Source organism: Acinetobacter lwoffii (assembly GCF_049367455.1).
Taxonomy (GTDB): domain Bacteria; phylum Pseudomonadota; class Gammaproteobacteria; order Pseudomonadales; family Moraxellaceae; genus Acinetobacter; species Acinetobacter lwoffii_W.
On record NZ_JBMPXW010000001.1, the window covers coordinates 2,854,557 to 2,876,806 of the forward strand.

Annotated in this window: 24 protein-coding genes and 2 pseudogenes; 11 read left to right on the forward strand and 15 right to left on the reverse strand. The window is 42.9% G+C overall.

Going from position 1 to position 22,250, the window contains the following annotated elements; genetic code table 11:
• Positions 1–13: 13 nt before the first annotated feature.
• The 10 genes and pseudogenes from cydB to ACO1B7_RS13760 form a co-directional block, all read right to left on the reverse strand.
• A complete protein-coding gene (cydB, locus tag ACO1B7_RS13715; protein ID WP_004731264.1) occupies positions 14–1,159 on the reverse strand; it encodes a cytochrome d ubiquinol oxidase subunit II in 1,146 nt (381 codons plus the stop codon).
• Positions 1,156–1,842 (reverse strand): annotated as a pseudogene (locus tag ACO1B7_RS13720) (cytochrome ubiquinol oxidase subunit I); the annotation flags it as partial. The pseudogene ACO1B7_RS13720 and the gene cydB, both read right to left, overlap by 4 nt.
• Before the next feature lie 69 nt (positions 1,843–1,911).
• Positions 1,912–3,041, reverse strand: a protein-coding gene (locus ACO1B7_RS13725) for an IS3-like element ISAcsp5 family transposase (protein WP_155756875.1) whose coding sequence is annotated in 2 segments (ribosomal slippage) — positions 1,912–2,789 and positions 2,789–3,041 — 1,131 coding nt in all. Because the reading frame shifts where the segments join, the coding sequence is not laid out codon by codon here.
• Between the two features lie 89 nt (positions 3,042–3,130).
• A pseudogene (locus ACO1B7_RS13730) lies at positions 3,131–4,033 on the reverse strand (cytochrome ubiquinol oxidase subunit I); the annotation flags it as partial.
• Positions 4,033–4,224 (reverse strand): cytochrome oxidase putative small subunit CydP, encoded by a 192-nt coding sequence (gene cydP / locus ACO1B7_RS13735; protein ID WP_004645265.1) that lies wholly within the window; start codon positions 4,222–4,224, stop codon positions 4,033–4,035. The pseudogene ACO1B7_RS13730 and the gene cydP, both read right to left, overlap by 1 nt.
• A gap of 435 nt (positions 4,225–4,659) precedes the next feature.
• On the reverse strand, positions 4,660–5,793 hold the full coding sequence (locus tag ACO1B7_RS13740) for a porin (RefSeq protein WP_423090246.1): 1,134 nt from the start codon (positions 5,791–5,793) through the stop codon (positions 4,660–4,662).
• 344 nt (positions 5,794–6,137) lie between these two features.
• A complete protein-coding gene (locus ACO1B7_RS13745; protein ID WP_423090247.1) occupies positions 6,138–6,551 on the reverse strand; it encodes an HIT family protein in 414 nt (137 codons plus the stop codon).
• A 31-nt stretch (positions 6,552–6,582) separates the two neighbouring features.
• A complete protein-coding gene (locus ACO1B7_RS13750; protein ID WP_004278704.1) occupies positions 6,583–6,852 on the reverse strand; it encodes a YARHG domain-containing protein in 270 nt (89 codons plus the stop codon).
• A gap of 86 nt (positions 6,853–6,938) precedes the next feature.
• Positions 6,939–7,811, reverse strand: a complete 873-nt coding sequence (locus tag ACO1B7_RS13755) for an NAD(P)-dependent oxidoreductase (RefSeq protein WP_423090248.1) — start codon at positions 7,809–7,811, stop codon at positions 6,939–6,941.
• 69 nt (positions 7,812–7,880) lie between these two features.
• Complete coding sequence (locus ACO1B7_RS13760) at positions 7,881–8,978, reverse strand: alpha/beta fold hydrolase (RefSeq protein WP_004645261.1); 1,098 nt, start codon at positions 8,976–8,978, stop codon at positions 7,881–7,883.
• A gap of 142 nt (positions 8,979–9,120) precedes the next feature.
• Between ACO1B7_RS13760 and ACO1B7_RS13765 the strand changes: the two genes are divergently transcribed.
• The 9 genes from ACO1B7_RS13765 (at position 9,121) to trpB (ending at position 16,827) form a co-directional block, all read left to right on the forward strand.
• Positions 9,121–10,308 carry an O-succinylhomoserine sulfhydrylase gene (locus ACO1B7_RS13765; RefSeq protein ID WP_423090249.1) on the forward strand — a complete coding sequence of 396 codons (1,188 nt, stop codon included), beginning with the start codon at positions 9,121–9,123 and terminating at the stop codon, positions 10,306–10,308.
• Between the two features lie 28 nt (positions 10,309–10,336).
• Positions 10,337–10,666, forward strand: coding sequence for a YbaB/EbfC family nucleoid-associated protein (locus tag ACO1B7_RS13770; protein ID WP_004278699.1), 330 nt, complete (start codon positions 10,337–10,339; stop codon positions 10,664–10,666).
• Positions 10,667–10,679: 13 nt separating this feature from the next.
• A complete protein-coding gene (gene recR, locus ACO1B7_RS13775; protein WP_004278698.1) occupies positions 10,680–11,276 on the forward strand; it encodes a recombination mediator RecR in 597 nt (198 codons plus the stop codon).
• A gap of 178 nt (positions 11,277–11,454) precedes the next feature.
• Positions 11,455–12,597 (forward strand): ribonuclease D, encoded by a 1,143-nt coding sequence (locus ACO1B7_RS13780; protein ID WP_423090250.1) that lies wholly within the window; start codon positions 11,455–11,457, stop codon positions 12,595–12,597.
• Positions 12,598–12,727: 130 nt separating this feature from the next.
• A complete protein-coding gene (locus tag ACO1B7_RS13785; protein ID WP_004278695.1) occupies positions 12,728–13,033 on the forward strand; it encodes a YcgL domain-containing protein in 306 nt (101 codons plus the stop codon).
• Positions 13,034–13,054: 21 nt separating this feature from the next.
• Positions 13,055–13,438: a hypothetical protein gene (locus tag ACO1B7_RS13790; RefSeq protein WP_005106668.1), complete on the forward strand. Its 384-nt coding sequence runs from the start codon at positions 13,055–13,057 to the stop codon at positions 13,436–13,438.
• 20 nt (positions 13,439–13,458) lie between these two features.
• Entirely contained in the window at positions 13,459–14,310 is an 852-nt protein-coding gene (locus tag ACO1B7_RS13795) for an AAA family ATPase (protein WP_005262763.1), read from the forward strand.
• 13 nt (positions 14,311–14,323) lie between these two features.
• Positions 14,324–15,511: a vWA domain-containing protein gene (locus ACO1B7_RS13800; RefSeq protein ID WP_348939742.1), complete on the forward strand. Its 1,188-nt coding sequence runs from the start codon at positions 14,324–14,326 to the stop codon at positions 15,509–15,511.
• A 107-nt stretch (positions 15,512–15,618) separates the two neighbouring features.
• Entirely contained in the window at positions 15,619–16,827 is a 1,209-nt protein-coding gene (gene trpB, locus ACO1B7_RS13805) for a tryptophan synthase subunit beta (RefSeq protein ID WP_004278689.1), read from the forward strand.
• 130 nt (positions 16,828–16,957) lie between these two features.
• On the opposite strand, the gene ACO1B7_RS13810 is transcribed toward trpB, so the two are convergent.
• The 3 genes from ACO1B7_RS13810 to ACO1B7_RS13820 form a co-directional block, all read right to left on the reverse strand.
• Positions 16,958–17,389 carry a CBS domain-containing protein gene (locus ACO1B7_RS13810; RefSeq protein WP_004278688.1) on the reverse strand — a complete coding sequence of 144 codons (432 nt, stop codon included), beginning with the start codon at positions 17,387–17,389 and terminating at the stop codon, positions 16,958–16,960.
• A gap of 104 nt (positions 17,390–17,493) precedes the next feature.
• Positions 17,494–17,874 carry a DUF2750 domain-containing protein gene (locus tag ACO1B7_RS13815; protein WP_004645256.1) on the reverse strand — a complete coding sequence of 127 codons (381 nt, stop codon included), beginning with the start codon at positions 17,872–17,874 and terminating at the stop codon, positions 17,494–17,496.
• 151 nt (positions 17,875–18,025) lie between these two features.
• Positions 18,026–18,259, reverse strand: coding sequence for an SEL1-like repeat protein (locus ACO1B7_RS13820; RefSeq protein WP_004278686.1), 234 nt, complete (start codon positions 18,257–18,259; stop codon positions 18,026–18,028).
• 224 nt (positions 18,260–18,483) lie between these two features.
• On the opposite strand from ACO1B7_RS13820, the gene ACO1B7_RS13825 reads away from it, so the two are divergent.
• Together ACO1B7_RS13825 and ACO1B7_RS13830 are read left to right on the forward strand one after the other, a co-directional pair.
• Positions 18,484–18,843, forward strand: coding sequence for a hypothetical protein (locus tag ACO1B7_RS13825; RefSeq protein ID WP_034436454.1), 360 nt, complete (start codon positions 18,484–18,486; stop codon positions 18,841–18,843).
• Positions 18,844–18,941: 98 nt separating this feature from the next.
• A complete protein-coding gene (locus ACO1B7_RS13830; RefSeq protein WP_253114269.1) occupies positions 18,942–19,265 on the forward strand; it encodes a hypothetical protein in 324 nt (107 codons plus the stop codon).
• Here ACO1B7_RS13830 and ACO1B7_RS13835 read toward each other — a convergent pair.
• Complete coding sequence (locus ACO1B7_RS13835) at positions 19,189–20,763, reverse strand: M16 family metallopeptidase (protein WP_423090251.1); 1,575 nt, start codon at positions 20,761–20,763, stop codon at positions 19,189–19,191. The genes ACO1B7_RS13830 and ACO1B7_RS13835 overlap by 77 nt on opposite strands.
• Entirely contained in the window at positions 20,763–22,172 is a 1,410-nt protein-coding gene (locus tag ACO1B7_RS13840; RefSeq protein WP_423090252.1) for a M16 family metallopeptidase, read from the reverse strand. Before ACO1B7_RS13840 ends, ACO1B7_RS13835 begins: the two co-directional genes overlap by 1 nt.
• Positions 22,173–22,250: the final 78 nt, after the last annotated feature.

A 22,250-nucleotide genomic window follows, 5' to 3' on the forward strand; every position in this document is an offset into this window, starting at 1 on the left:
TTAAGACATAGCCTTAGTACAGGCTATGTGAATTATCTTCAATGTGTTTGTTGGTAATCACGCCCCACATCTTGTAATAACACCAAGTGGTATAGATCAGGATCAGTGGAACAAAGATACAGGCAGCAACGGTCATAACGGTTAAGGTATTTTTACTAGATACCGCATCCCACATGGTCAGACTTGCAACCGGGTTAATGCTTGAAGGCATCAGGAAAGGAAACAGGGCAAAACCGGCAGTCAGGATGGCACCGATGACAGCCAGAGATGAACCCAGGAAGCTCAGGCCTGCTTTGTTTTTACCTGCTGCCAAGACAATGATCAAGCCACCCAAAATGCCGGCAATAGGCGCTGCCATCGTGATTGGATAAGTCGAATAGTTGTTCATCCAGCCTGGATTAGCATTGGTCAATACTTCTTTTGCAAGCGGATTGGCAACACCATTGGTATCAAAAGGTGTAACCAAGGTATAGCCTTGAATACCACCAAAATACAACCATGCACCGGCTGCCAGAAAGGTAGCCAGATAAACCAGACCCATGATTTGCGTTGCTTTGGCAGAACGTTGGCGTAGGTCACCATCTGTACGCAGCATTAACCATGCACCACCATGTGCACATAGCATCGATAAACTGACCAGACCACAGACAATCGCAAACGGATTCAGCAGGGCAAAGAAGCTACCAGTATAAGTAGAACGTACAGTTTCATCTAAAGTAAATGGTACACCCAGGAACATGTTGCCGAATGCCACACCGAAGACCAATGCAGGCACTGCACCACCAATGGCTAGACCCCAGTCCCATGAATTGCGCCATTTGGTATTTTCCAGTTTTGAGCGATAGTCAAAACCGACCGGACGCAGGAATAGGGCAAACAGTACCAGCAACAGTGCCCAGTACATGCCAGAGAAGGCGGTTGCATAGACCATTGGCCAGGCAGCGAACAAAGCACCGCCGGCAGTAATAAACCAGACTTGGTTACCGTCCCAATGCGGGGCAATGGTATTGATCGCTGCACGGCGCTCGCTATCATTTTTGCCCACAAATGGCATGATCGCCATGGAGCCCATATCGAAGCCATCGGTGAGGGCAAAGCCAATCAGCAATACGCCGACCAGCACCCACCAAATGATTTTTAATAATTCATATTCGATCATGCGTGAGTCTCCTCATTTGCCTTCTCTGCAGCTGCAAGCTTTTCAAAATGGTATTTACCGGTATGCAGTGAGCTTGGGCCAAGACGTGAGAACTTGATCATCAGATACATCTCGATAATCAGTAACACGGTATAGAATGCTGCCAATGCAAGGATTGAACCCCAGACATCACCTGTACTTAAGCTTGATGCTGAAAGATGCGTCGGTAATACCTCACCAATGGTCCAAGGTTGACGACCTACTTCTGCCACATACCAGCCAGTTTGCGCAGCAACCCAAGGCAGAGGAAGTGCAAATAATGCAAATTTCAATAACCATGGTTTGTTTTCAGCATTACGTTTTGCTACCGCAAAAGTTGCCAGTGCAAATAGAAGTAGCATCAAGAAGCCAGAAGCAACCATGGCACGGAAGGCCCAGAACAGACTTGGTACGTGTGGAATGGTATCTTTAGCAGCTGCTTTGATTTGCTCTTCAGAGGCATCAACGACATTTGGCGTGTATTTCTTCAGCAGCAGACCGTAACCGAGGTCTTTTTGGCTTTCTTCAAAAGCGGTTTTCAGTTCTGGAGACTGATCACCAGCACGTAATTTTTCCAGTTGCGAATAGGCCACCATACCATTACGGATACGCGCTTCATGCTGAACCAGCAGGTCCTTAATACCTGTAACTTGTTCAGTCGTAGTAATGTGGTTCCGTTAATTAGACCACTCAATTCAGTTTTATAAGTGATAAATCCGCTCTAAATATTTAAATTATGCTGCCATTACTTTTAGTAAATGTTGATCATAAAATTCATCCGGTGTTGCCTTATTCAAACTTGAATGAGGACGTATCATGTTATAAAAATCCAAATATTCAGCAATTGATTGTTTCGCTTGTTTAACCGTATCGTAAGCCTTCAAATAGACTTCCTCATGCTTCACGCTGCGCCATAAACGCTCAATCATTACATTATCCATCCATCGTCCTTTCCCATCCATACTGATACGGATATTTCGCAATTTTAACTCATTCAAAAATGCCTCGCTTGTGAATTGACTGCCTTGGTCTGTATTAAACACCTCAGGACAACCATATTTCACAATTGCTTCTTGCAACGCATCTATGCAAAAGTCTGTTTCCATACTGATCGATACTCGATGAGCCAGTACTTTACGACTATGCCAATCTATAATTGCACACAGATAGACAAAGCCTTTAGCCATAGGAATGTACGTGATATCTGTACACCAGACTTGATTAGAGTGATCGATGACCATGTTTTTCAACAGATATGGGAAAATACGGTGTGCAAGATTAGGCTTACTGGTATTGGGTTTTGGATACAAGGCATGTATTCCCATCAAGCGCATTAAACGTCGGACTTTACGCCGACCTATTTGATGCCCTTGACGCTGTAGCATATCTCGTATCATTCGACTGCCCATAAATGGGTAGTCGAGATGAATTTCATCGATCAGACGCATCAAACTCAAATCAGTTGATGAAATCTCTTTGGGCTTGTAATACAACGTACTGCGATTGATTTGAATCAATTGCGATTGTTGTCGTACCGAAAGTTGATGGGTCTTATCGATCATTTTTTGCCGCTCAGCTGCCCTATTTTTCTGAGCGCACCTTCTAAAAAATCAATTTGCAATGCCTGATGTCCTATCTTGGCATGTAGAGCTTTGAGGTCAATCTCAGGTTCTTGTTGTGCTGTTGGTCGTGAAAAAATATTGATTGATTGCTCAAGCAGTTGATTTTTCCAATCAATTATTTGGTTTTGATGTAAGTCGAATTGAGTAGAAAGTTCAGCGAGTGTGTGGTCGCCTTTAATTGCTGCGAGAGCAACTTTAACTTTAAACTCTGCTGAATGATTACGACGTTTTCTTCGTGTCATGGTTGACTCCAAAAACAAGCATTTCCCATGCTTATTGGGGAGTAGATTATCACTTATAGGCGTGGTCTAAAATCCTAGAACCACATCATAGAACGTGTAGCAATCAGACCCATTACATAAGGAATTTTCACTGCATAATCTGTAGTCATGGTTTCCTTATTCGGAATACCGAACAAAGTAAATGGTGCAGGTGCAGGGTGAGTATCCCATTCTGCTTCAATCGCTGCCAGTTTGGTTTTTTGTACATCACCTAGCTCATAACCTGATTCATCACCCAGTAAAATCACTGAAAGTGTAGAAGCAAGCCCGAAGATGGCTGCAATGGCAAAAGAACGGCGTGCAAACGGCAAGTCACGTTTTTTCAGCATGTAGTAACTTGAAATAGCCAGGACGAATATGGCACCTGTGACATAACCGGCAGATACGGTATGCACAAATTTAACCTGAGCAACCGGGTTAAATATCAGAGCAGCAAAGTCCACCATTTCCATACGCATGGTTTCGTAGTTGAATACAGAACCAACCGGGTTTTGCATCCAGCCATTGGCGATCAGAATCCACAGCGCAGACATGTTCGAACCTAAAGCTACCAGCCAGGTCACTGCCAGATGTTGCACTTTGGACAGGCGATCCCAGCCAAAGAAGAACAAGCCAATAAAGGTCGATTCAAGGAAGAAGGCCATCAAACCTTCAATCGCCAGCGGTGCACCGAAAATATCACCGACATAATGCGAGTAATAAGCCCAGTTGGTTCCGAACTGGAACTCCATGGTCAGGCCTGTGGTTACCCCTAAGGCAAAGTTAATACCAAACAGTTTTCCCCAGAACTTGGTCATGTCTTTATAGATTTCTTTGCCGGAAATCACATAGGTGGTTTCCATAATGGCAAGCAGAAAAGCCAGGCCTAAAGTCAGTGGAACAAAAATAAAGTGATACATCGCGGTCATGGCGAACTGGAACCGCGAGAGATCGACCACGCTTTCAGAAATCATCAACGTGTCTCCTGGATTTGGGAAGGATTGCCGGCGATACGCTCGGCGACTTGGTTATCAAAATTTTTAGGAATCGTAGGCGCATCAAACCAGATATTTTTAATGATCATCAGTAAAATAACCTTGATAATTAAAATAGCGGTTATTTCTCTAACCACTCTCTGGTTTAGATTTTTGGGAACTAAGCTCATTCGACTAAGCCTGTCTGTGACTTGTTGTATATTATTAATCTATTGTAACTAAAAAATAAATAGACGATACAATTTAAATAAATATATATTTATAAATATTTGAAAATAATAGATATATATTTATATGAGTTAAAATTTATTCTAAATATTTTTTATTATTTTATGTAATTTTATTGTTTTTTTAAATCCGACTAAAATGCTTATATTTATATATTTGAATGTAGATTGTTTTAGTTGGATTAATGCTTTTTAATCTGATTAAAATGCTTGGTTTTAAAATAAAGAATAAAATTAATCAAACTATTTTGGTTGGTTTTATAAGGGTTGAATATCAGTGTCACAATCTTTCTCATCATTTTATATTGATAAAAAACACGCCAAAAAAAGAACATGCTGGAAACATGTTCTTTTTAAGCTTGGTGAGGGTGGCTAGACTTAGAAGTCGTAACGCATGCCTAGAGATAGACCAGTTGCATCTTCGCCACGTGCACCACCCACGTTATTTGAACGTGCTTGAGCCCACGGTGTTAAGTTTGAATTTTCATCATTCAGTACAGTTGCCAAGTTTGCATATACACGTACTGCTTTGTCTAAACGATGTTCTACACCAAGTGCCAATAATGTTGCATTTGCATCATCTGCATCGACATCGCGGTGGAACACTTGACCACGTAGATACGTTTTTGGTGCAAATTTATAGTCAGCTGCTACTCCAAATACTTGAGCATCTGGGTTTGCTTCAGAATTATCATGTTGAAGGAATTGGTATAAACCGCCCAAGTTGAATTCAGGTGTGATTTTGTAAGCACCTGCGATACGGAAACCATCGCGCTCACCACGACCTGCATCTTCTTCATAATGTTCATAGGCAGCAGCAAAATCAACTTTACCTTCTTTATAGGTTAAAGCGAGGTCGTATGCTTTATCATCGCGATTATCTTTATTGGTAGTAGTTGTGGTTCCCGGTACGACTACTGTTACTGGACCATTCACAGTTTCAATTACAGTAGTTTTTGGTGAAGACGTTGACACGCTATCAGGGCTATTACCTTCGTGTAAAGAAAGTGCTGCTAAAACATTAAAGCCGCCGCCAAACTTAGGTGATTTATATTCAATGGTATTGTTATTACGTTCATCAAAACGCAAGTTGCCAGCACGTGTGACGTTACGAACATCACCGACCATATCACCAAAGAAGTTGACCGGGCCACGTGCTACTTTGAATGGGCTGTCAAAACGGCCGATACGCGCTTGACCGAAAGCACCTTTTAAACCAACAAAAGTATCGCGAGTTGCAAATTCAACATCATCGTTTGCAGAACCACTTGCAAAGTTAATTTCCTGTTCGATTTGACCAAATACGGTCATACCATTTTCTAATTTTTGTTCAGCTTTAAAACCCAAGCGTGAAGAATTTGAAGAAAGACCTACTTCGTTATAATCCTGGCCATCATCCAGATAATCTAAAGAAACGTGTGCACGACCATACACTTTAACATCAGCCGCGGCTGCCATCACTGGTGTTAAAATTGTTGCCCCGATTGCTAATGCAGATAACGTTTTTTTCATGTGTTGCTCCAATAAAGACTTTTTTATTCATCGTCTTAAAAACAAGTTTCAGTATTGTTTTGAAACATCTACTGCTCTATTGGTGCCAAGTATTCATTACAAATAAGTCAATATGATTAAGGAAATATTTCAGAAATATTAAAGACAATCATTGCCTTATTTTTTATAGGATTATGAGTGGGATTAGCAGGATTAATACAAATGCAGCTAAGTTCGGTGTTTGCTGCAAAACCTAAAAATAGGCTAGGTGACTTTTACTGATATTTGAGTGGTTTAATCAAGAGTGAAATACACTAGACATAAAAAATGGAGCCGAGGCTCCATTTTTAGGTATTAAGAATAGCTTAAAGGGCAGCTTTAATTTTCTCGGCCAGCGCTTTGATTTTTTCTTGGTCGCCCATCTGTGCGGCATGTTTGCCCAGATTGTGCAAAGAGGTAGGAACCAGATGGAAATGTACGTGTGGTACGGTCTGACCCGCTGCGGCACCTGATAATTGCATCAGCACGATACCGTCCACACCTAAACCTTTTTCAATGGCTTTTGCAACATTCTGTACGATCTGAATCGTATAGGCTGCAGCTTCAGGTGGTAGATCCAGTAAAGTGATCGCCGGAGTTTTCGGAACCACCAGAGTATGACCTTCTGCCTGAGGCATGATGTCCATAAATGCAAGAACCTGGTCATCTTCATACACTTTTATCGCAGGAAGTTCACCGCGTAGAATTCGTGCAAAAATATTCTGATCATCATAAGTCATAAGTACATTCCTTGAGCGTTATTAAACTGAATTATTTACAGTTCAATTCTTTCTGACGATCTTTGATCGCGTCAAGACGTTGTTGCTCTTTTTCCGAGAATTTTGGCTTGGTTGTATAGCAATTGTCATTACCAAACTTGGCTTTTGCTTCAGGATCTTTGAAACAGAAACCTTTAGACGCATAAATCACGTCATGATCATTTTTTAATTTTTTGCACTCTTGTTCAGATGCAAGAACCGATGTTGAAGCCCCGAACAAAGTTGCAAAGCCAATCAATGCTGCAACAGAAAATTTCTTCATGAGAGTTTCCTCTGGGTTATCCACTATATGTGCCTGCCTACTAGTCACAATATGAGGTTTCGTTATCATTATTCAATGGCGAGATATTACTCGATGGTAATATTACTCCATGATTCATACATTTTCACAGCACTGGAAAAATCACTGTTTTTATCCGACAGGTCGCTGGCTGCCTGAATCAGATTCTGGGTTAAAGATAACACAGGTGCAGAAAGTTTGGCTTCACGCGCAAGGTCGATTGCGATACCTGTATCTTTGGCCAAGAGTTGCAGGGCAAAGGTTACAGGAAAACTGCGGTTTAAAATACGCTGCGGCAAAACGGTTTCAGTCACCATGCTTTTACCACTTGAAGCATTAATACAATCCAGCGCTTCATGCAAGTTTACCCCATGCGCTTTTAGTGTAGTAAAGCCTTCTGCGACGGCACACAGGTTTACAGCCATTAACATATTATTTACGGCTTTCACTGCAAAACCCGCGCCAGATTCACCGACATGCTTGATCAGCTTGCCAAATGCCTGCATCGCAGGAAGGGCTTTTTCATAGCCCTCTGCATTGCCGCCCACCATCACGGTTAATGTACCATTCTCAGCACCAACGGTTTGGCCGCTGACCGGTGCATCCAGAAAGATTACCCCATGTTTAGCCAATTGTACTGCCAATTTTTGGGCAGAATCCGGTACACCACTGGTGCAGTCGACCCAGACTGAACCGGATTTAAGCGACAGATTTTCCAGAAGTCGTTCAACGTCAGCGCTAGTTGGCAGGCAGGAAAAAATCACATCTGCCTGTACGGCCTGTTCCAGTGTGACGGCTTGGGTGCCATATTCAGCCGCATGTTGCTCTGCCTTGTTAAAGCTGCGGTTCCAGACATAGACCGTATCAAAATGCTTGGGTAAATGTGCTGCCATACGAAAACCCATTGCACCTAGGCCGATAAATGCCACTGATTGAATCATGCTGTACCCTCTGAATATGTTTAAATCTATTGATAATTTTTAATATTTTTCTGGTGCGAGAAATCTGCTTTAAGCATCAAGACGTGTGGAGCGCTGCACCAGCCAGGTCGTCATTTTTGGCCAGAATGTATTGGCTGTTTTCTGGTTCGACATTAGTCCAAGATGACCACCCGGTATAAGAGTAAACGTCTTATCCTGGCTACTTGTCAATTCCATCAAAGGCTTAGCTGACTGTTCTGTGACAATCTGGTCGGTTTGACCTGCACCTACCAATAGGGAGCAGCTGATATTTTTAAGATCAACAATACGACCATCTAAAGTGATAGAACCGTATTTTAAAGGATTTTGCAGCCATAAATGCAGAACCATGTCCTGATTAATCCCGCCCGGATAATCGATCATCTTGTTCAGGAAATTCCCCATGGTGGCATGTTCATAGACATCTTCGACATGATCCAGATTCAGCAAAAACTGCTTCTGGCTTTTTAGCCAGCCAATCGGATCAAGTAATTTAAAGCCCAAGGCATTTACAATACCCGGCGTATGAATATATTGCTTCGGGATCAATCCTTGATGAATGGCCTGTTGCAAATTCTTATTTTTAGAAATCAGTTTATTGGTCGTAGAAAAAAGTTTGCCGACACGTCCTGACGCATAACTGTCGATAGGACTGCCCACCACGATCAGATTCTTGACATGTTCAGGCGAATGCAGGGCTGTATAGAGCGTGACAAACACCCCAGCCATACTCCAGCCGTGTAAGGAAATGAACTGACTGCCTGAATGCTTGCAGATGGTTTCAATGGATTGAGGAATGGCTGCATCGATAAAAGATAAAAAATTCAGGTGACGGTGCTTAAAGTTAAAGCGTTTCCATTCCACCAGATAGACATCAAAACCGCTATGCTGAAAATGCTTGACCAGAGAGCGATAAGGATACAGATCATAGATATCCATATTAATGGCTAACGGTGCGATGAAAACCAGAGGCTCCTTATATTTTTTCTCAGGTGAAGCGTAATAACGAATCTTGCAAAACTCGGTGCCGGCAATATATTCAAAAGGGGTTTTTTGCGACAGGATCAGTGAGGAGGCATTAAACACCCGGGTGCTGAGGTGTTTCAATTTTTTTTGCTGGCGCTGAAAGTTTTGTTTTAACTGAATCATGTAAATAAAATATCCGTATCCGCGGGAGGATTGATCGAAGTCTAAGCAATAATCGCTTATTATGCCTTGACCTGAAATAGCTTAGGCGCTCAAAATGTTGGCAAATTTTTACAAAAGGCAGCCTGAGGGCTGAGGTAAAGCGATGAGCCAGCAAGACGATATTTCTTACCAATTAGAAACTTTAGCCATTCGTACCGGTCATACCCGCACTTTTGAAGGTGAGCATGGCGAACCGATTTTTCTAACATCGTCTTTTGTGTATGAAAATGCTGCAGAAGCCGCAGCTAAATTCTCAGGCCAGGAGCCGGGCAATATCTATTCTCGCTTTACCAATCCGACCGTTGCCATGTTTGAAAAGCGTCTGGCTGCACTTGAAGGTGCAGAGCGCGCCGTCGCCACCAGTTCGGGTATGGCAGCCATTATGGCAGTGATGATGGCATTCTTAAAAGCCGGCGATCATGTGATTTGTTCACGTGCAGTCTTCGGTTCTACGGTTTCCATGTTTGAAAAATATGTCGCAAAATTTGGTGTCAGTGTTGATTTCGTCGATTTGACTGATCTTGATGCATGGAAAAATGCCATCAAGCCTGAAACTAAAATTCTCTTTGTTGAATCTCCATCCAATCCTTTAGCAGAAGTAGCCGATATACATGGACTCGCCGATATTGCGCATGCCAATGATGCTTTACTGGCGATTGATAACAGCTTCTGTACCCCAGTATTACAACAACCAATCAAATTTGGTGCTGACCTTGTTGTATATTCAGCTACAAAGTACCTTGATGGTCAGGGCCGTGCATTAGGCGGCGCAGTCGTGGGTAATCACAAGCTGCTTGAAGAAATTTTTGGCTATGTGCGTACCACTGGTCCTTCAATGAGCCCATTCAATGCCTGGGTTTTCCTGAAAGGCTTGGAGACACTACGTTTGCGTATGCGTGAACATTCAGCAAGTGCACAGCAACTGGCTGAATTTCTGAATCAGCATTCAAAAGTAGAAAAAGTATATTATGCGGGCCTGCCTGAGCATGTCGGTCATGAACTGGCAGCCAAACAGCAGAGCGGTTTTGGCGGTATTGTGTCTTTTGAAGTGAAAGGTGGCCGTGAGGAAGCATGGACTGTCATCGACAATACCCAGTTTATCTCGATTACCGGCAATCTGGGCGATGTGAAATCGACTATTACCCATCCGGCAACCACGACACACGGTAAATTGTCGCCTGAAGCCAAAGAAGCTGCCGGTATTCGCGAAGGTTTGATTCGCGTATCTGTTGGTTTGGAAGAGATTGGTGATATTATCCAGGATATTCGTCGCGGTTTAGACCTGATTTAATTTTATAAATTTATGTTCGGAGATATTTATGAACATTAACATGTTGATGCAGCAAGCTCAGCGCATGCAGAAAGAAGTTGAAAATAACGTAAAAAAAGCCAAAGAAGAGCTTGCGCAAACTGAAGTGCATGCCGAGGCGGGTGGTGGTCTAGTGAAAGTAACCATGACTTGCCGTAACGTGGTGAAACGTATCGAAATCAATCCTGAATTACTTCAGGATGATCCAGACATGATTGAAGACCTGATTGCAGCTGCAATGAATGATGCAGCACGTCAGGCAGAAGTGGTATCTGACGAAAGAATGAAAGCAGCAAACTCAGGCATGGGTTTGCCGCCTGGTCTTGCAGGTATGTTCTAAGGAAGAATGCGCAATGTTTAGTGATCGTTTTGATCAACTCGTTCAAGCATTACGCATTTTGCCAAGCGTTGGGCCGAAATCGGCTCAACGTATGGCATTGCATATGATCATGAAAAATCGTGAGGGTGCTATTGGTCTGGCACATGCGCTGACTGAGGCAACCAATTACATTCATGAATGTTCAGTCTGTCATTCTTTGACCGAAGACGAAGTCTGCAATATCTGTACTTCGCTGGATCGTGATGATGAATTGCTTTGCGTAGTAGAATCACCTGCAGATGTCATGGCGATTGAACAAAGTGGCAGCTTCAGAGGTAAATATCATGTATTGGGTGGACATTTATCGCCACTGGATGGTATTGGACCAGAAGAAATCGGTATTCCGTACTTATTGCACCGTTTGGCCAATGGTCAGGTGAAAGAAGTGATTCTGGCGACCAATGCTACGGTAGAAGGTCAGGCCACGGCGCATTATCTGGTTGAGGCCAGCAAACATTTGCCGATCCAGATGACCCGAATTGCCCAAGGCGTACCTCAAGGTGGTGAGCTGGAATATGTCGATAGCCATACCTTGAGTCAGGCAGTACATAACCGGATGCGCATGAAGTAAGCTGAGCTTAAATATCTTGTTAGTTTTAATATAAAAAAGATATTAATTAGAATATAAAACCTGATAAGTAAGCGCCATTTTTTGGGAAATAGGGCAGAATTGACCTTATTTTTTATACAAAAATTCTATAGATCAGTTAATATGGATCTATCGAGAATCTAATCTTAGACTCAGTTCTATGTTTCAATTTATTCAACATCAAAACGACTTAACTCATGTACTGAAGCTGATGGATCAGAATTTAGTGTATGGGCTGGATACCGAGTTTATCAAGGTTGATACCTTATGGCCTAAGCTGGGTGTTTTTCAGATTAACGTAGACAACAAGGTCTATTTGTTGGATGGAACCACGCTGGATCTGACTGAGTTCCTTAATAAAATTTTTAACGCACAGCAGAATATTTTTCACGCTTGTAGTGAAGATATCGACCTGATCTATCACTATACCCAGAAGAAATCGCTGAGTAATGTATTTGACACTCAGGTTGGCATGTCTTTTCTTGGGCATGGTCTGCAAGTCAGCTATCAAAATGCATTGAAGCAGATGCTGGAAGTCGATATCGAAAAAGACCAGACCCGTTCTGACTGGTTGGCGCGTCCACTCAGTTCCGAACAGTTGCTCTATGCTGCCAATGATGTGCATTATCTGGTGCAACTGTCAGAGAAAATTAAACAGGATCTGGATTCGAAAGATCTGCTGGATTTTGCCTTGCAAGATTGCCGTTTTCTGACTCAGGAAATTGGCGAAGATACCCCAACTGCCTTGTTGTATCAGGATGTCGGCAATTACCGGCATTCACGCCGTCAGCTGATGCAATTGCAGCAATTAATGGTTTGGCGTGATCAGATTGCCAAAGCACTGAATCAGCCACGCAGTTTCATTTTGAAAAATGCCAGCATGATTGATCTGGTGGAAAAATTCCCGCGCAATAATTTCCAGCTGAGTCATGTGAAAGACATTCGTTCGAATGTGGTTCGTGAGCATGGCAAAACCATTTTAGATTTATTGAAATTCCTGCCGGAGCCGGCAAATTGGCCTTTACGTCTGGCACGTCCAATTCGCCATTCTTCCAAAGATATTGGCGAAAAAATTGATTCAATTATTCAACATGTGGTCAATGAAACCTCGATTCCCAAAGAAGTGCTGATGCGCAAGAAATGGTTGAATGCACTGTATCAGCATGTAGTTTTTCACAAGGATGAACAGGATCTGCCGGATTATCTGCTTGGGTGGCGCTATGAGTTATTAACTCGGCCACTGATTCAGGTATTGCATCAGGACGAATCTTATCTGTCTACCCAGATGAAAGTCAGCGAGTGATTAGCTACAGGATTGGTTAAAGAAAAAGCAATTATACAAAATCACGACTGATGCATGAGACGTGGCTAATGTTTCTGTCTTTTTTTTGATGTATCCTTGCGGTTGTTTTTCCAGAAAAGTCGTTTGAAATATGCAAGTGTCTATCTACAAATCCAGTAAAAAAAGTGAAATGTATCTGTATGTGGCGCGTCCTGCGAATGAAAGCGAAGCTGAAACATTCGAACCTTTAAGCGTATTGACTGAAGCAGTACAGGCAGCATTTGGACGTGCGACTTTTGTCATGCATCTTGAATTAAGCGAATCACGTAAACTGGCACGTGCCAATGTCTTGCATGTCATGGATTCTATTGAAACCCGCGGTTTCTTCCTGCAAATGCCACCAGAAGGCTTGATTGATCCAAATGCGGTCGCACCAGAAGGTTTACGCGGTGCTTAATGTTAATTCAGGAGTTGTGAAATGAATGGTTATGTGGCTGTATTAGACTCAATTCCTGAACAGAGCATTGCCGTAGCAGTTTATTTGCTCGGCAGCCTGATTGCTTTATGGTGCTGGTATGGCGTAACCAAACGTCTACCTAAACCTATGGGCGGTTTTTTGTGGATTGTGGCCTTTGCCATTCTGTTGACACCGACGGTATCTGAGGGGGCGAATGCTTCTATTGCACCTGCGATCTTCGGTCTGTTATTTGGGGTGCTGACCAAAGAGCAATCCCTGGTTTGGATTAATGCGTCACTTATTTTATTTGTCATTGGGATCGGATCTGTGATTGGCTATTGCTGGTCGACTTATGTGTCGAACAAAAGCAATATTCGTGTTCACGAGAAAAGTTCACCGCTGTAAGTAAAAAATAAGGTTCAATCATGTCTGCTGATATTCAACAATTTTCAGGTACCGATCAGTACATCGCGACTGACAGTTTAAAACTTGCGGTGAAAGCTGCACGCAGTTTGCAAAAACCGTTGCTGGTCAAAGGGGAGCCGGGTACAGGTAAGACTTTACTGGCCGAGCAAGTTGCAGAAAGTCTGGGTTTGGAACTGATCACCTGGCACATCAAGTCTACTACCAAAGCACAGCAAGGTCTGTATGAATATGATGCAGTATCGCGCTTGCGCGATAGCCAGTTGGGTGATGACCGTGTCTATGACATCAAGAACTACATCAAGCCGGGCAAATTGTGGGAAGCATTTACCAGTGAAGAACGCTGTGTTCTGCTGATTGATGAAATTGACAAGGCAGACATCGAGTTTCCAAATGACTTGCTGCATGAACTCGATAAAATGTCGTTCTATGTGTACGAGACAGGCGAGACCATTACCGCAACTCAGCGCCCAATCGTGATCATTACCTCAAATAATGAAAAAGAATTGCCAGATGCTTTCCTGCGTCGTTGCTTCTTCCATTACATCGAATTCCCAGATGAAGCCACCATGCGTGAAATCATTGATGTGCATTTTGCCAATATCTCGACCACACTGGTGAATGAAGCCTTACAGGTTTTCTTTAAATTGCGCCAGATTCCGGGTTTAAAAAAACCACCTTCAACGTCTGAACTGATCGACTGGCTCAGTCTACTCATGGCTGACGACATGCCGGAAGATATTCTGCGCAATACTGATAAATCTAAAGCAATTCCACCTTTGTACGGTGCATTAATCAAGAATGAGCAAGATGTGCAGTTGCTCGAACGTCTAGCATTTATGTCACGTCGTTAAGGGAGAAACACGCATGTTTGTGCGACTGTTTTATACCTTACGCAAATACGGCGTGCCGGTATCGACTCGTGAGCTGATTGACCTGAATCAGGCGGTTGCTGCAGGTCTGGTGTTTGCCGATCAGGATGAATTCTATCAGCTGGCCAAAACCGTCATGGTCAAGGACGAGCGCTATTTCGATAAGTTCGATCGCGCCATGAAAGACTATTTTGATGGTATCGCGACCTTTGATCTGGATGAACTGCTAAATCAGGTGCATAAGCTGCCCAAAGACTGGTTTGATCTGGAGTTGCTGGAAAAGCATTTGACCCCAGAGCAGCGCGAAGAGCTGAAAAAAGCCGGATCGCTGGAAGAGCTGATGAAAATGCTAGAAGAGCGTCTGCGCGAACAGCATAAAAAACATCAGGGTGGTAACAAGATGATTGGTACCGGTGGGACTTCACCCTTTGGTGCTTATGGCGATCATCCTGAAGGCGTGCGTATTGGCGGGCCGGGGCGTAAGCGTTCTGCGGTGAAAGTCTGGGAGCAGCGTCAATACCGCAATCTGGACGATGAGCAGATTTTGGGTAGCCGCCAGATGCAGATGGCATTGCGCCGTTTGCGTAAGTTTGCCCGTCAGGGTGCAGCCGAAGAACTGGATATTGATGGTACGATTCGTGAAACGGCTAAGCAGGGTATTCTGGATGTACAACTGATGCCGGAGCGTCGTAACCGCATCAAAGTTTTAATGCTGTTCGATGTCGGTGGTTCGATGGATGCGCATATTGCCCAGTGTGAAAAGTTGTTCAGTGCTGCGAAAACCGAATTCAAAACCCTGGAATATTTTTATTTCCATAACTGTCTGTATGACTATGTCTGGAAAGACAATGTCCGTCGTTCCAGTTCACGTATGAATACCTGGGATTTGTTCAATACCTATGGGCGCGATTATCGCGTGATTGTAGTCGGTGATGCCAGCATGGCACCCTATGAGCTGAATTCTGTCGGTGGTTCGGTTGAATATATGAATGATGAGGCTGGGCAAGTCTGGTTGCAGCGTCTACGTCAGCATTTTGATAAAACCGCTTGGCTGAATCCTGAAGAAGAAAAATACTGGCATTATACCCATACTATTGGTCTGATCCAGCAAATATTTGAAAATCATATGTTTCCAATGACGCTGAAAGGCATTGAAGACATGACTAAATATCTGGCGCGTTAATTCCATTTATCTATAAGTGACTTTAGTTAGAGTTATTAGTGATTTAAAAAAAATTATTCTAGTATAAAGTCACTCATTATCTCTTATTTAAAATTTCAGGCATGATTATGGCTCATCAAATTAATGGTATTGCGTTACCGAATGAAGAGGGTTTTTTTGGTCAGTATGGCGGTCAGTTTATTCCACCCGATCTGAAACAGGCCATGGATGATATTAATGTGGCCTATCAGGAAATTCGTCAGACTGAAGAATTTCAGAATGAATTGAAAGACCTATTTGCTCATTATGTCGGTCGTCCAAGTCCACTATTTCATGCCAAACGTCTTTCTGAACAGCTCGGTGGAGCCCAGATTTATTTGAAACGTGAAGATCTGAACCATACTGGCGCGCACAAGATTAATCATTGCCTAGGTGAAGCACTACTGGCCAAATATATGGGCAAGACCAAAGTCATCGCAGAAACTGGTGCCGGCCAGCATGGTGTTGCTTTGGCAACTGCATGTGCCTTGGTGGGTATTCCGTGTGAAATTCATATGGGGCAGGTGGATATCGAAAAAGAGCATCCAAACGTCGTCAAGATGAAAATTCTGGGTGCCAAGCTCATTTCTGTGACTCGCGGTACAGCCACACTCAAAGATGCAGTCGACAGTGCTTTTGAAGAATATTTGAAAGATCCGAAAAATTACATCTATGCTATCGGTTCGGTGGTTGGACCGCATCCATTTCCGATGATGGTTCGTGATTTTCAGTCGATTATTGGTGATGAAATTAAAGTTCAGGCCAATGAACGTTTTGGTGCAAATCCTGATTATGTCGTTGCCTGTGTCGGTGGCGGTTCTAATGCAGTGGGTGCATTCACTGCATTTTTAAATGAACCAGATGTGAAACTGGTAGGCGTTGAGCCGGCAGGTCATGGTCTGGATACTGACAAGCACTCAGCAACATTGACTTTAGGTAAACCGAGCCAGTTACATGGGATGGCCTGTTATGTGCTTGAAGATGAACAAGGCGAGCCATTGCCAGTACATTCAATTGCTTCTGGTCTGGATTATCCGGGTGTGGGGCCGCAGCATAGCTTGCTTAAAGATTTGGGTCGGGTTGAGTATACGACTGCAACCGATCAGGAATGTCTGGATGCATTTATGACCTTGTCCCGTGTAGAAGGGATTGTGCCTGCACTAGAAAGTTCGCATGCGGTGGCTTGGGCAATTCGTGAAGCGGGTAAATTGCCAAAAGATACCAAAATTGTGGTGAACTTATCGGGTCGTGGTGATAAAGACTCAGATTACGTCGCAGAAAAATTAGGTCTAAACTGATTTTATTCAGAATGTTCATATAAAAAAATCCCGATACACGTACCGGGATTTTTTATGCATCAGATATAAAACTTTATCTTGGTGTCACTTAAGTGATCTTCAAATGCCTTAGAGGAAGCTAAATGGTGTTTTAACCTGAGATATATTGCTGTAACTGTTCAATCAATTTGCGTTGGTCATCCATGGCCGCTTTGACCAAATCCCCAATTGAAATCAGACCGATCAGTTTTTCATGTTCGACCACAGGTAAGTGGCGTAGGTGGCGTTCAGTCATCAAAGATAAACAGTCTTCTACGCTAGTAGCTGTATTTACGGTAATCACTTTAGAGGTCATGATTTCATTAACAGTGGTGTCGAATGAGGTTCTTTGCATCAGGGCGATCTTACGCGTGTAATCCCGCTCTGACAAAATCCCCACCACGTTGTCTTCATGGGTTACCACAAGCGCCCCGATTCCTTTATCCGCCATCAAAGTGATGGCCTCTAAAACGGTAGAATCTGGACGGATGGTATAAATAGCTTGATGCATTTTTTCACTGAGCACCTGTGCCACATTGGTCATGCTTAATCATCCTTATTGGTTAATTTATTATTAATCCTAGAGTATGTATTCAACCTGAACATCTCTAAGTGTTTAGGTTTTAGTCTTTATAAATAGCATGTTATTTAAGCAATGTGCAGTCTTTGTTGCGAAAAAAACAGATGACGCATCTGTGCAGCAGTCAGTTTGAGTTTGGTTCCATTGGTATTGAACAGCGCTGGCGTAACATTCAGTCGCGACAGGGTGGGTAATAATGCATTTTCAAAATCTTCAGAATTGATTTTACGTGGAATGTAATCCGGCCAATGTTGCTGGGCATAATTTTTGGCATCCAGCGGATTGAGCCAGAATGGGAAGATACAGTCTTCCTGGTCACGCATCATCGCCCAGCCTTGGTGATATGCGCCCCATAGCTCGCCACAATTCATCAAAGATTTAAGCATCGTGATCTTTAACAGAAAGTTTTTGCAGATCGGATCAAATTGAATAATTTTTCGTGGTTTCATTAGAATAAAGTGCTATTGGAGTTCAGGCTCTATTCTAGAAACTTTATATGAAATTACTGTTTCAGCTTTGCAAGGATTCGTAAGAAAATATGTATTGATTGCTACTTATTGAAAAAAGGGCATAAAAAAACGCCACCTAGGTGACGTTTCTTTATGCTTGCATGGTGGCCATGTTCTGCCAGTACTGGGCTTTGAGTGAATCTCGTTCTACACGGAAACCTTGATAATAAAGTTCTGCTAAAAAAAGCGCTGCTTTACCATGGCCAGCACGAGCGGCTTCTTCAAGCTGTTTTACTGCATCAGCAAAGTTCATTTGCGATTGAATGGTATTCACGGCATCTGCGTACAGATGTTCCAGATCGTGTTGAGAGAGTTGTTGTATCATATAAAAACTCCTTAATTTTAATTATGATTACAGGATAGACTATTTAGTCTAAATACAAATATAAATTAGTATTGTTAAACTAATATTACAAAATAATGGAAAAGTCAACTATTCGATTTTATTTGTTTACTTAAGTTATAGTTTAACTGATTAAACTATACACAACTATAAATATTATTAAGCTACATTGTAAATGGATAGCAAACAATAAGGAGAAGGCCATGATGACAAGAACTTTAGATGGTGTGAAATTTGATATGCCTCCGACTGCAGGTCAAATTATGGAACTTGCCGATTTGCATCGTAAAAAACTCGATCAAGCTATATTCAGTAAACATACCCATCTGGGTGATTATGGACTGGCACAACGTAAAGAAGTCTACGACTTTACCCGTGCGCTGGATGAAAACCAGCGTGAGCAGTTTTATAAGCTTTATAATGGTGAGCTGGTCCGCATTGCAGATGAGGATCGTCTGCATCCGCCTGAAGCAGAAGCGGGTTTAAGTAAATTTGCAATTGCACTGGTATTGCTTGTTGTTGCATTGGTGCTGTATTCAACAATTATTACCAGAATCATGAATTAGTCCTCGAAATAGCAGGATTCAGCTCTTATGAATATTCAGTGCGCTGACTTGAACTTATGTAACTGCGACCATACACTACCTCTAACCTGAGGTAGTGTATGTCTATAGATACAGAAAAACTAAGCCAATTTTTCAGCAGAATCAAACTGGAACAGATTTATAACAGTGTGGTTATTTTTATTATTGCGATCATTCTACTTTTAGCCGCATTTGCTTTATATCGTCCGCTTAGCCTTTCCCAAGTCACCCAGATTCAACAACTGTCTAAACAGCAAAACCTTCCCCAAACCCAAGATATGGCACTCGCCTTGTTAGAGCAGCAGCATATCCGTCGTGGGCAGTACCTTAAATTGATGCAGGCTTATCAGCAGGAATCACTTCGGGCACGTCAGCTTCCGCCGGTCTCTGTGGAGATGCCTTAGGCATAGGGTTTGTTGGTAAGTAATAATTGGCATCCATTAAATTTCGCTCCAAACGCATTTTCAAGGCATTTTGATCCAGTTCTTTGTTGACGACGACTAGGGTTAAGCGATCAGGATGAAAATGCTTGCGCACTGCATTTTGTACATCTGCCGCTGTGATTTTAGCCAAGCGTTCTGGATAACTGGATAAATAATCAGTTTGCTCACTATAAAAACCCATATTGCCTAGCTGGGCATTAATGGTGGCATTACTGCTGTAATTATTAGGAAAAGCACGTAACATGCCTGCTTTGGTTTCTTCCAGACGCTGAGTATCAATAGGCTGACTGACAAAGTTGATAAATGCTTGATGTGCGACCTGAATGCTATCTAGCAGTTGATCCTGACGCGTAGAATACTTAAAGCTGAATACGCCGGGTGCCTGACTAAAGCTCAATGAACTATAAGCGCCATAAGTAAAACCACGTTTCACCCGCAGTTCCTGCATCAATACCGCATTAAATCCGCTACCGCCAAACATGCGATTGGCGACTTCTAAAGCCAGTTTATCTTCAGTAAAGCGGGTTGGGCCTAAATGCCCAAAAGTGACATGCGCCTGAGACGAGTTATAGGGTAGATGTACTACTTCAAAACCAGATTGGATTTCAGGCTGTGGCAATGCCTCTGCTTTTTGCCCTTGCGGTAAATTGCCGGCAATGCGTTCAGACAGTTCGAGTGCCTGTTTCGGGCTGAGTTTACCCGTAATGGCAATATTCATATTTTGCGCCACCAAAAACTGATCACGGAATTTTTTTAATAATTCTGCGTTAATTTTCTTGGTGCTGCCTTGGGTGCCGCTGATTGGTTCTGCATAAGGGTGCTGACCATATAAGGCACGATAAAAACGGATATCCATCAGTCGGCTTGGGTTTTCCTGTAGCTGTTTTTGTCCCACTTGGGTATTGCTTAAAGCCAGATTAATGCTGGATGGTTTAAATGATGCATTCTTAAGAACCTCCATCAGCATGCCCAATGCGGGTTCCAGTTTTTCCGGATCTGAAAGTGTACGCAGACGAACCACAAACATATCCCGATAGGCTTGTACGCTGAATTGTGCGCCGGTTTGGTCAAAAACTTCCGCCACCTGATTTGCGCTATATTTATCCGTTCCTTCACGCATCAACTTGGCTGCCATATTGGATAGGCCATATAGACCTTTGGCAATTTCCTGATCACGGGCCGAACCGGCATTAAAGGTCAGCTGGATATCGACCATGGGAAGATCCTGCGTTTCAACGAACAGCGTGCGTACTTTGTAGCGATTGTTTAGATCATGAATATAAGGCGCCTGAAATTCTCGTTGTTGATTAATATTTTTTAAGCTTTGCAGCAAAGGGATAGACTGTAACTGACTCGGATTATCATTTTGGTCAGGTTGAGGGTCCCGATAGTTTTCTGCATGGGTAGCCGAGCTAAGACTTAAAATTGAAATAAGCAAAAATGGACGAAGTCGAAGCATTATAATCCCCGTTGCTGGGTGTTTTGTTCAGGTGAGAGATAAAGTGTGCTGAGATTTTCACGGACAAAATAGGCGTTGGCGACACGCTGGATATCTTGAATGCTGACACTTTCAAAGTGTTTCGGTAATTCATCCATCAGGCGATAACTCAAGCCATTGACCTCCAGATTGCCAATCATTTTGGCTTGTCCGGCAATATCATCCTGACTATAAATCAAATTGGAAATAAAGCGGGTACTGATACGATCCACTTCCTGTTGAGTCATCGCTGTAGTTTTAAGTAAATCCACTTCATCCTGAATTGCTTGTTGTGCTTCTTGCAAAGAGATGCCCGGTGCAGGTAAGGCAGAAATACCAAACAGGCTGTCGCCGCGATTATAGGGATCATAAGAAACGCTGACAGAGGTCAGAATTTTACGATCACGTACCAATCGGTCTTGCAGGCGCGAAGAAATGCCACTGTCCAAAAGACTGCGAATAATGGTCAAGGCATAAGCATCTTGGGGGTTTTTGGCAGTGCCAAGGGATTTTACATTCCAGGTCATGTACAGATTGGGCACCTGAACATTGCTATTGATCTCCATATGGCGATAACCCAAACGCTCAAACTCCAGTACATCATTGCGTGCTGGTGTTGGACGCGCGGGAATGTCAGCAAAATATTTTTGTACCTGAGCCAAAGCAGCTTCAGATTCTACATTTCCAACAATCACCAGAATGGCATTATTCGGACTGTACCAGTCCCGATACCATTTTTTGACATCATTCAACTGAATATTATTCAGAGTTTTCATGTGTCCAATCACCGGCTGGCGATAATGACTGGTCGGATAACTGATCCATTTAAACCGTTCAAAGGCTTGCGCCCGCGGATTGTCGTCGGTGCGTTGGCGCCGTTCTTCCATGACGACTTTAATTTCTGGCTCGAAGTCCTGCTGTCGAAGCAGTAAATTACTCATCCGATCAGACTCAAGTTCCAGCGCCATAGGAAAATAGGCTTTAGGATAGAGCTGATAATAATTGGTGTAATTGGTAAAGGTAGCTGCATTGATACTGCCGCCATAAATCCGGCTAAGACGGGTAAATTCATCATTCGGTACTTTATGGGTGCCTTTGAACATCATATGTTCAAGCGCATGTGATACCCCCAGAATATTTCCAGATTCATCGCTGCTGCCGACTTTGTACCAGATTTGTGTCATTACCATGGGCGCACGATGGTCTTCCCGAATAATGACTTTTAAACCATTACTTAACGTGGTTTCAAAAGTAGTCCGTGACAATTCGCTTCGGGTTTGTGCCTGAACCGAGCTAAAACTCAGGCTAAGCAAGACTGCTGCACCGAGTGGATAAAGCATCTGTTTGATCATTTGCGAGAAAGAGGAGATAGTCAAAAAGGTGATGAACACTAGATCTCCTGAAATAGGCAGTTGTATTTAGAGTTATTTTTAATAAATGTGTGCTTGAAAGCAACCGAGAGCTGTAGC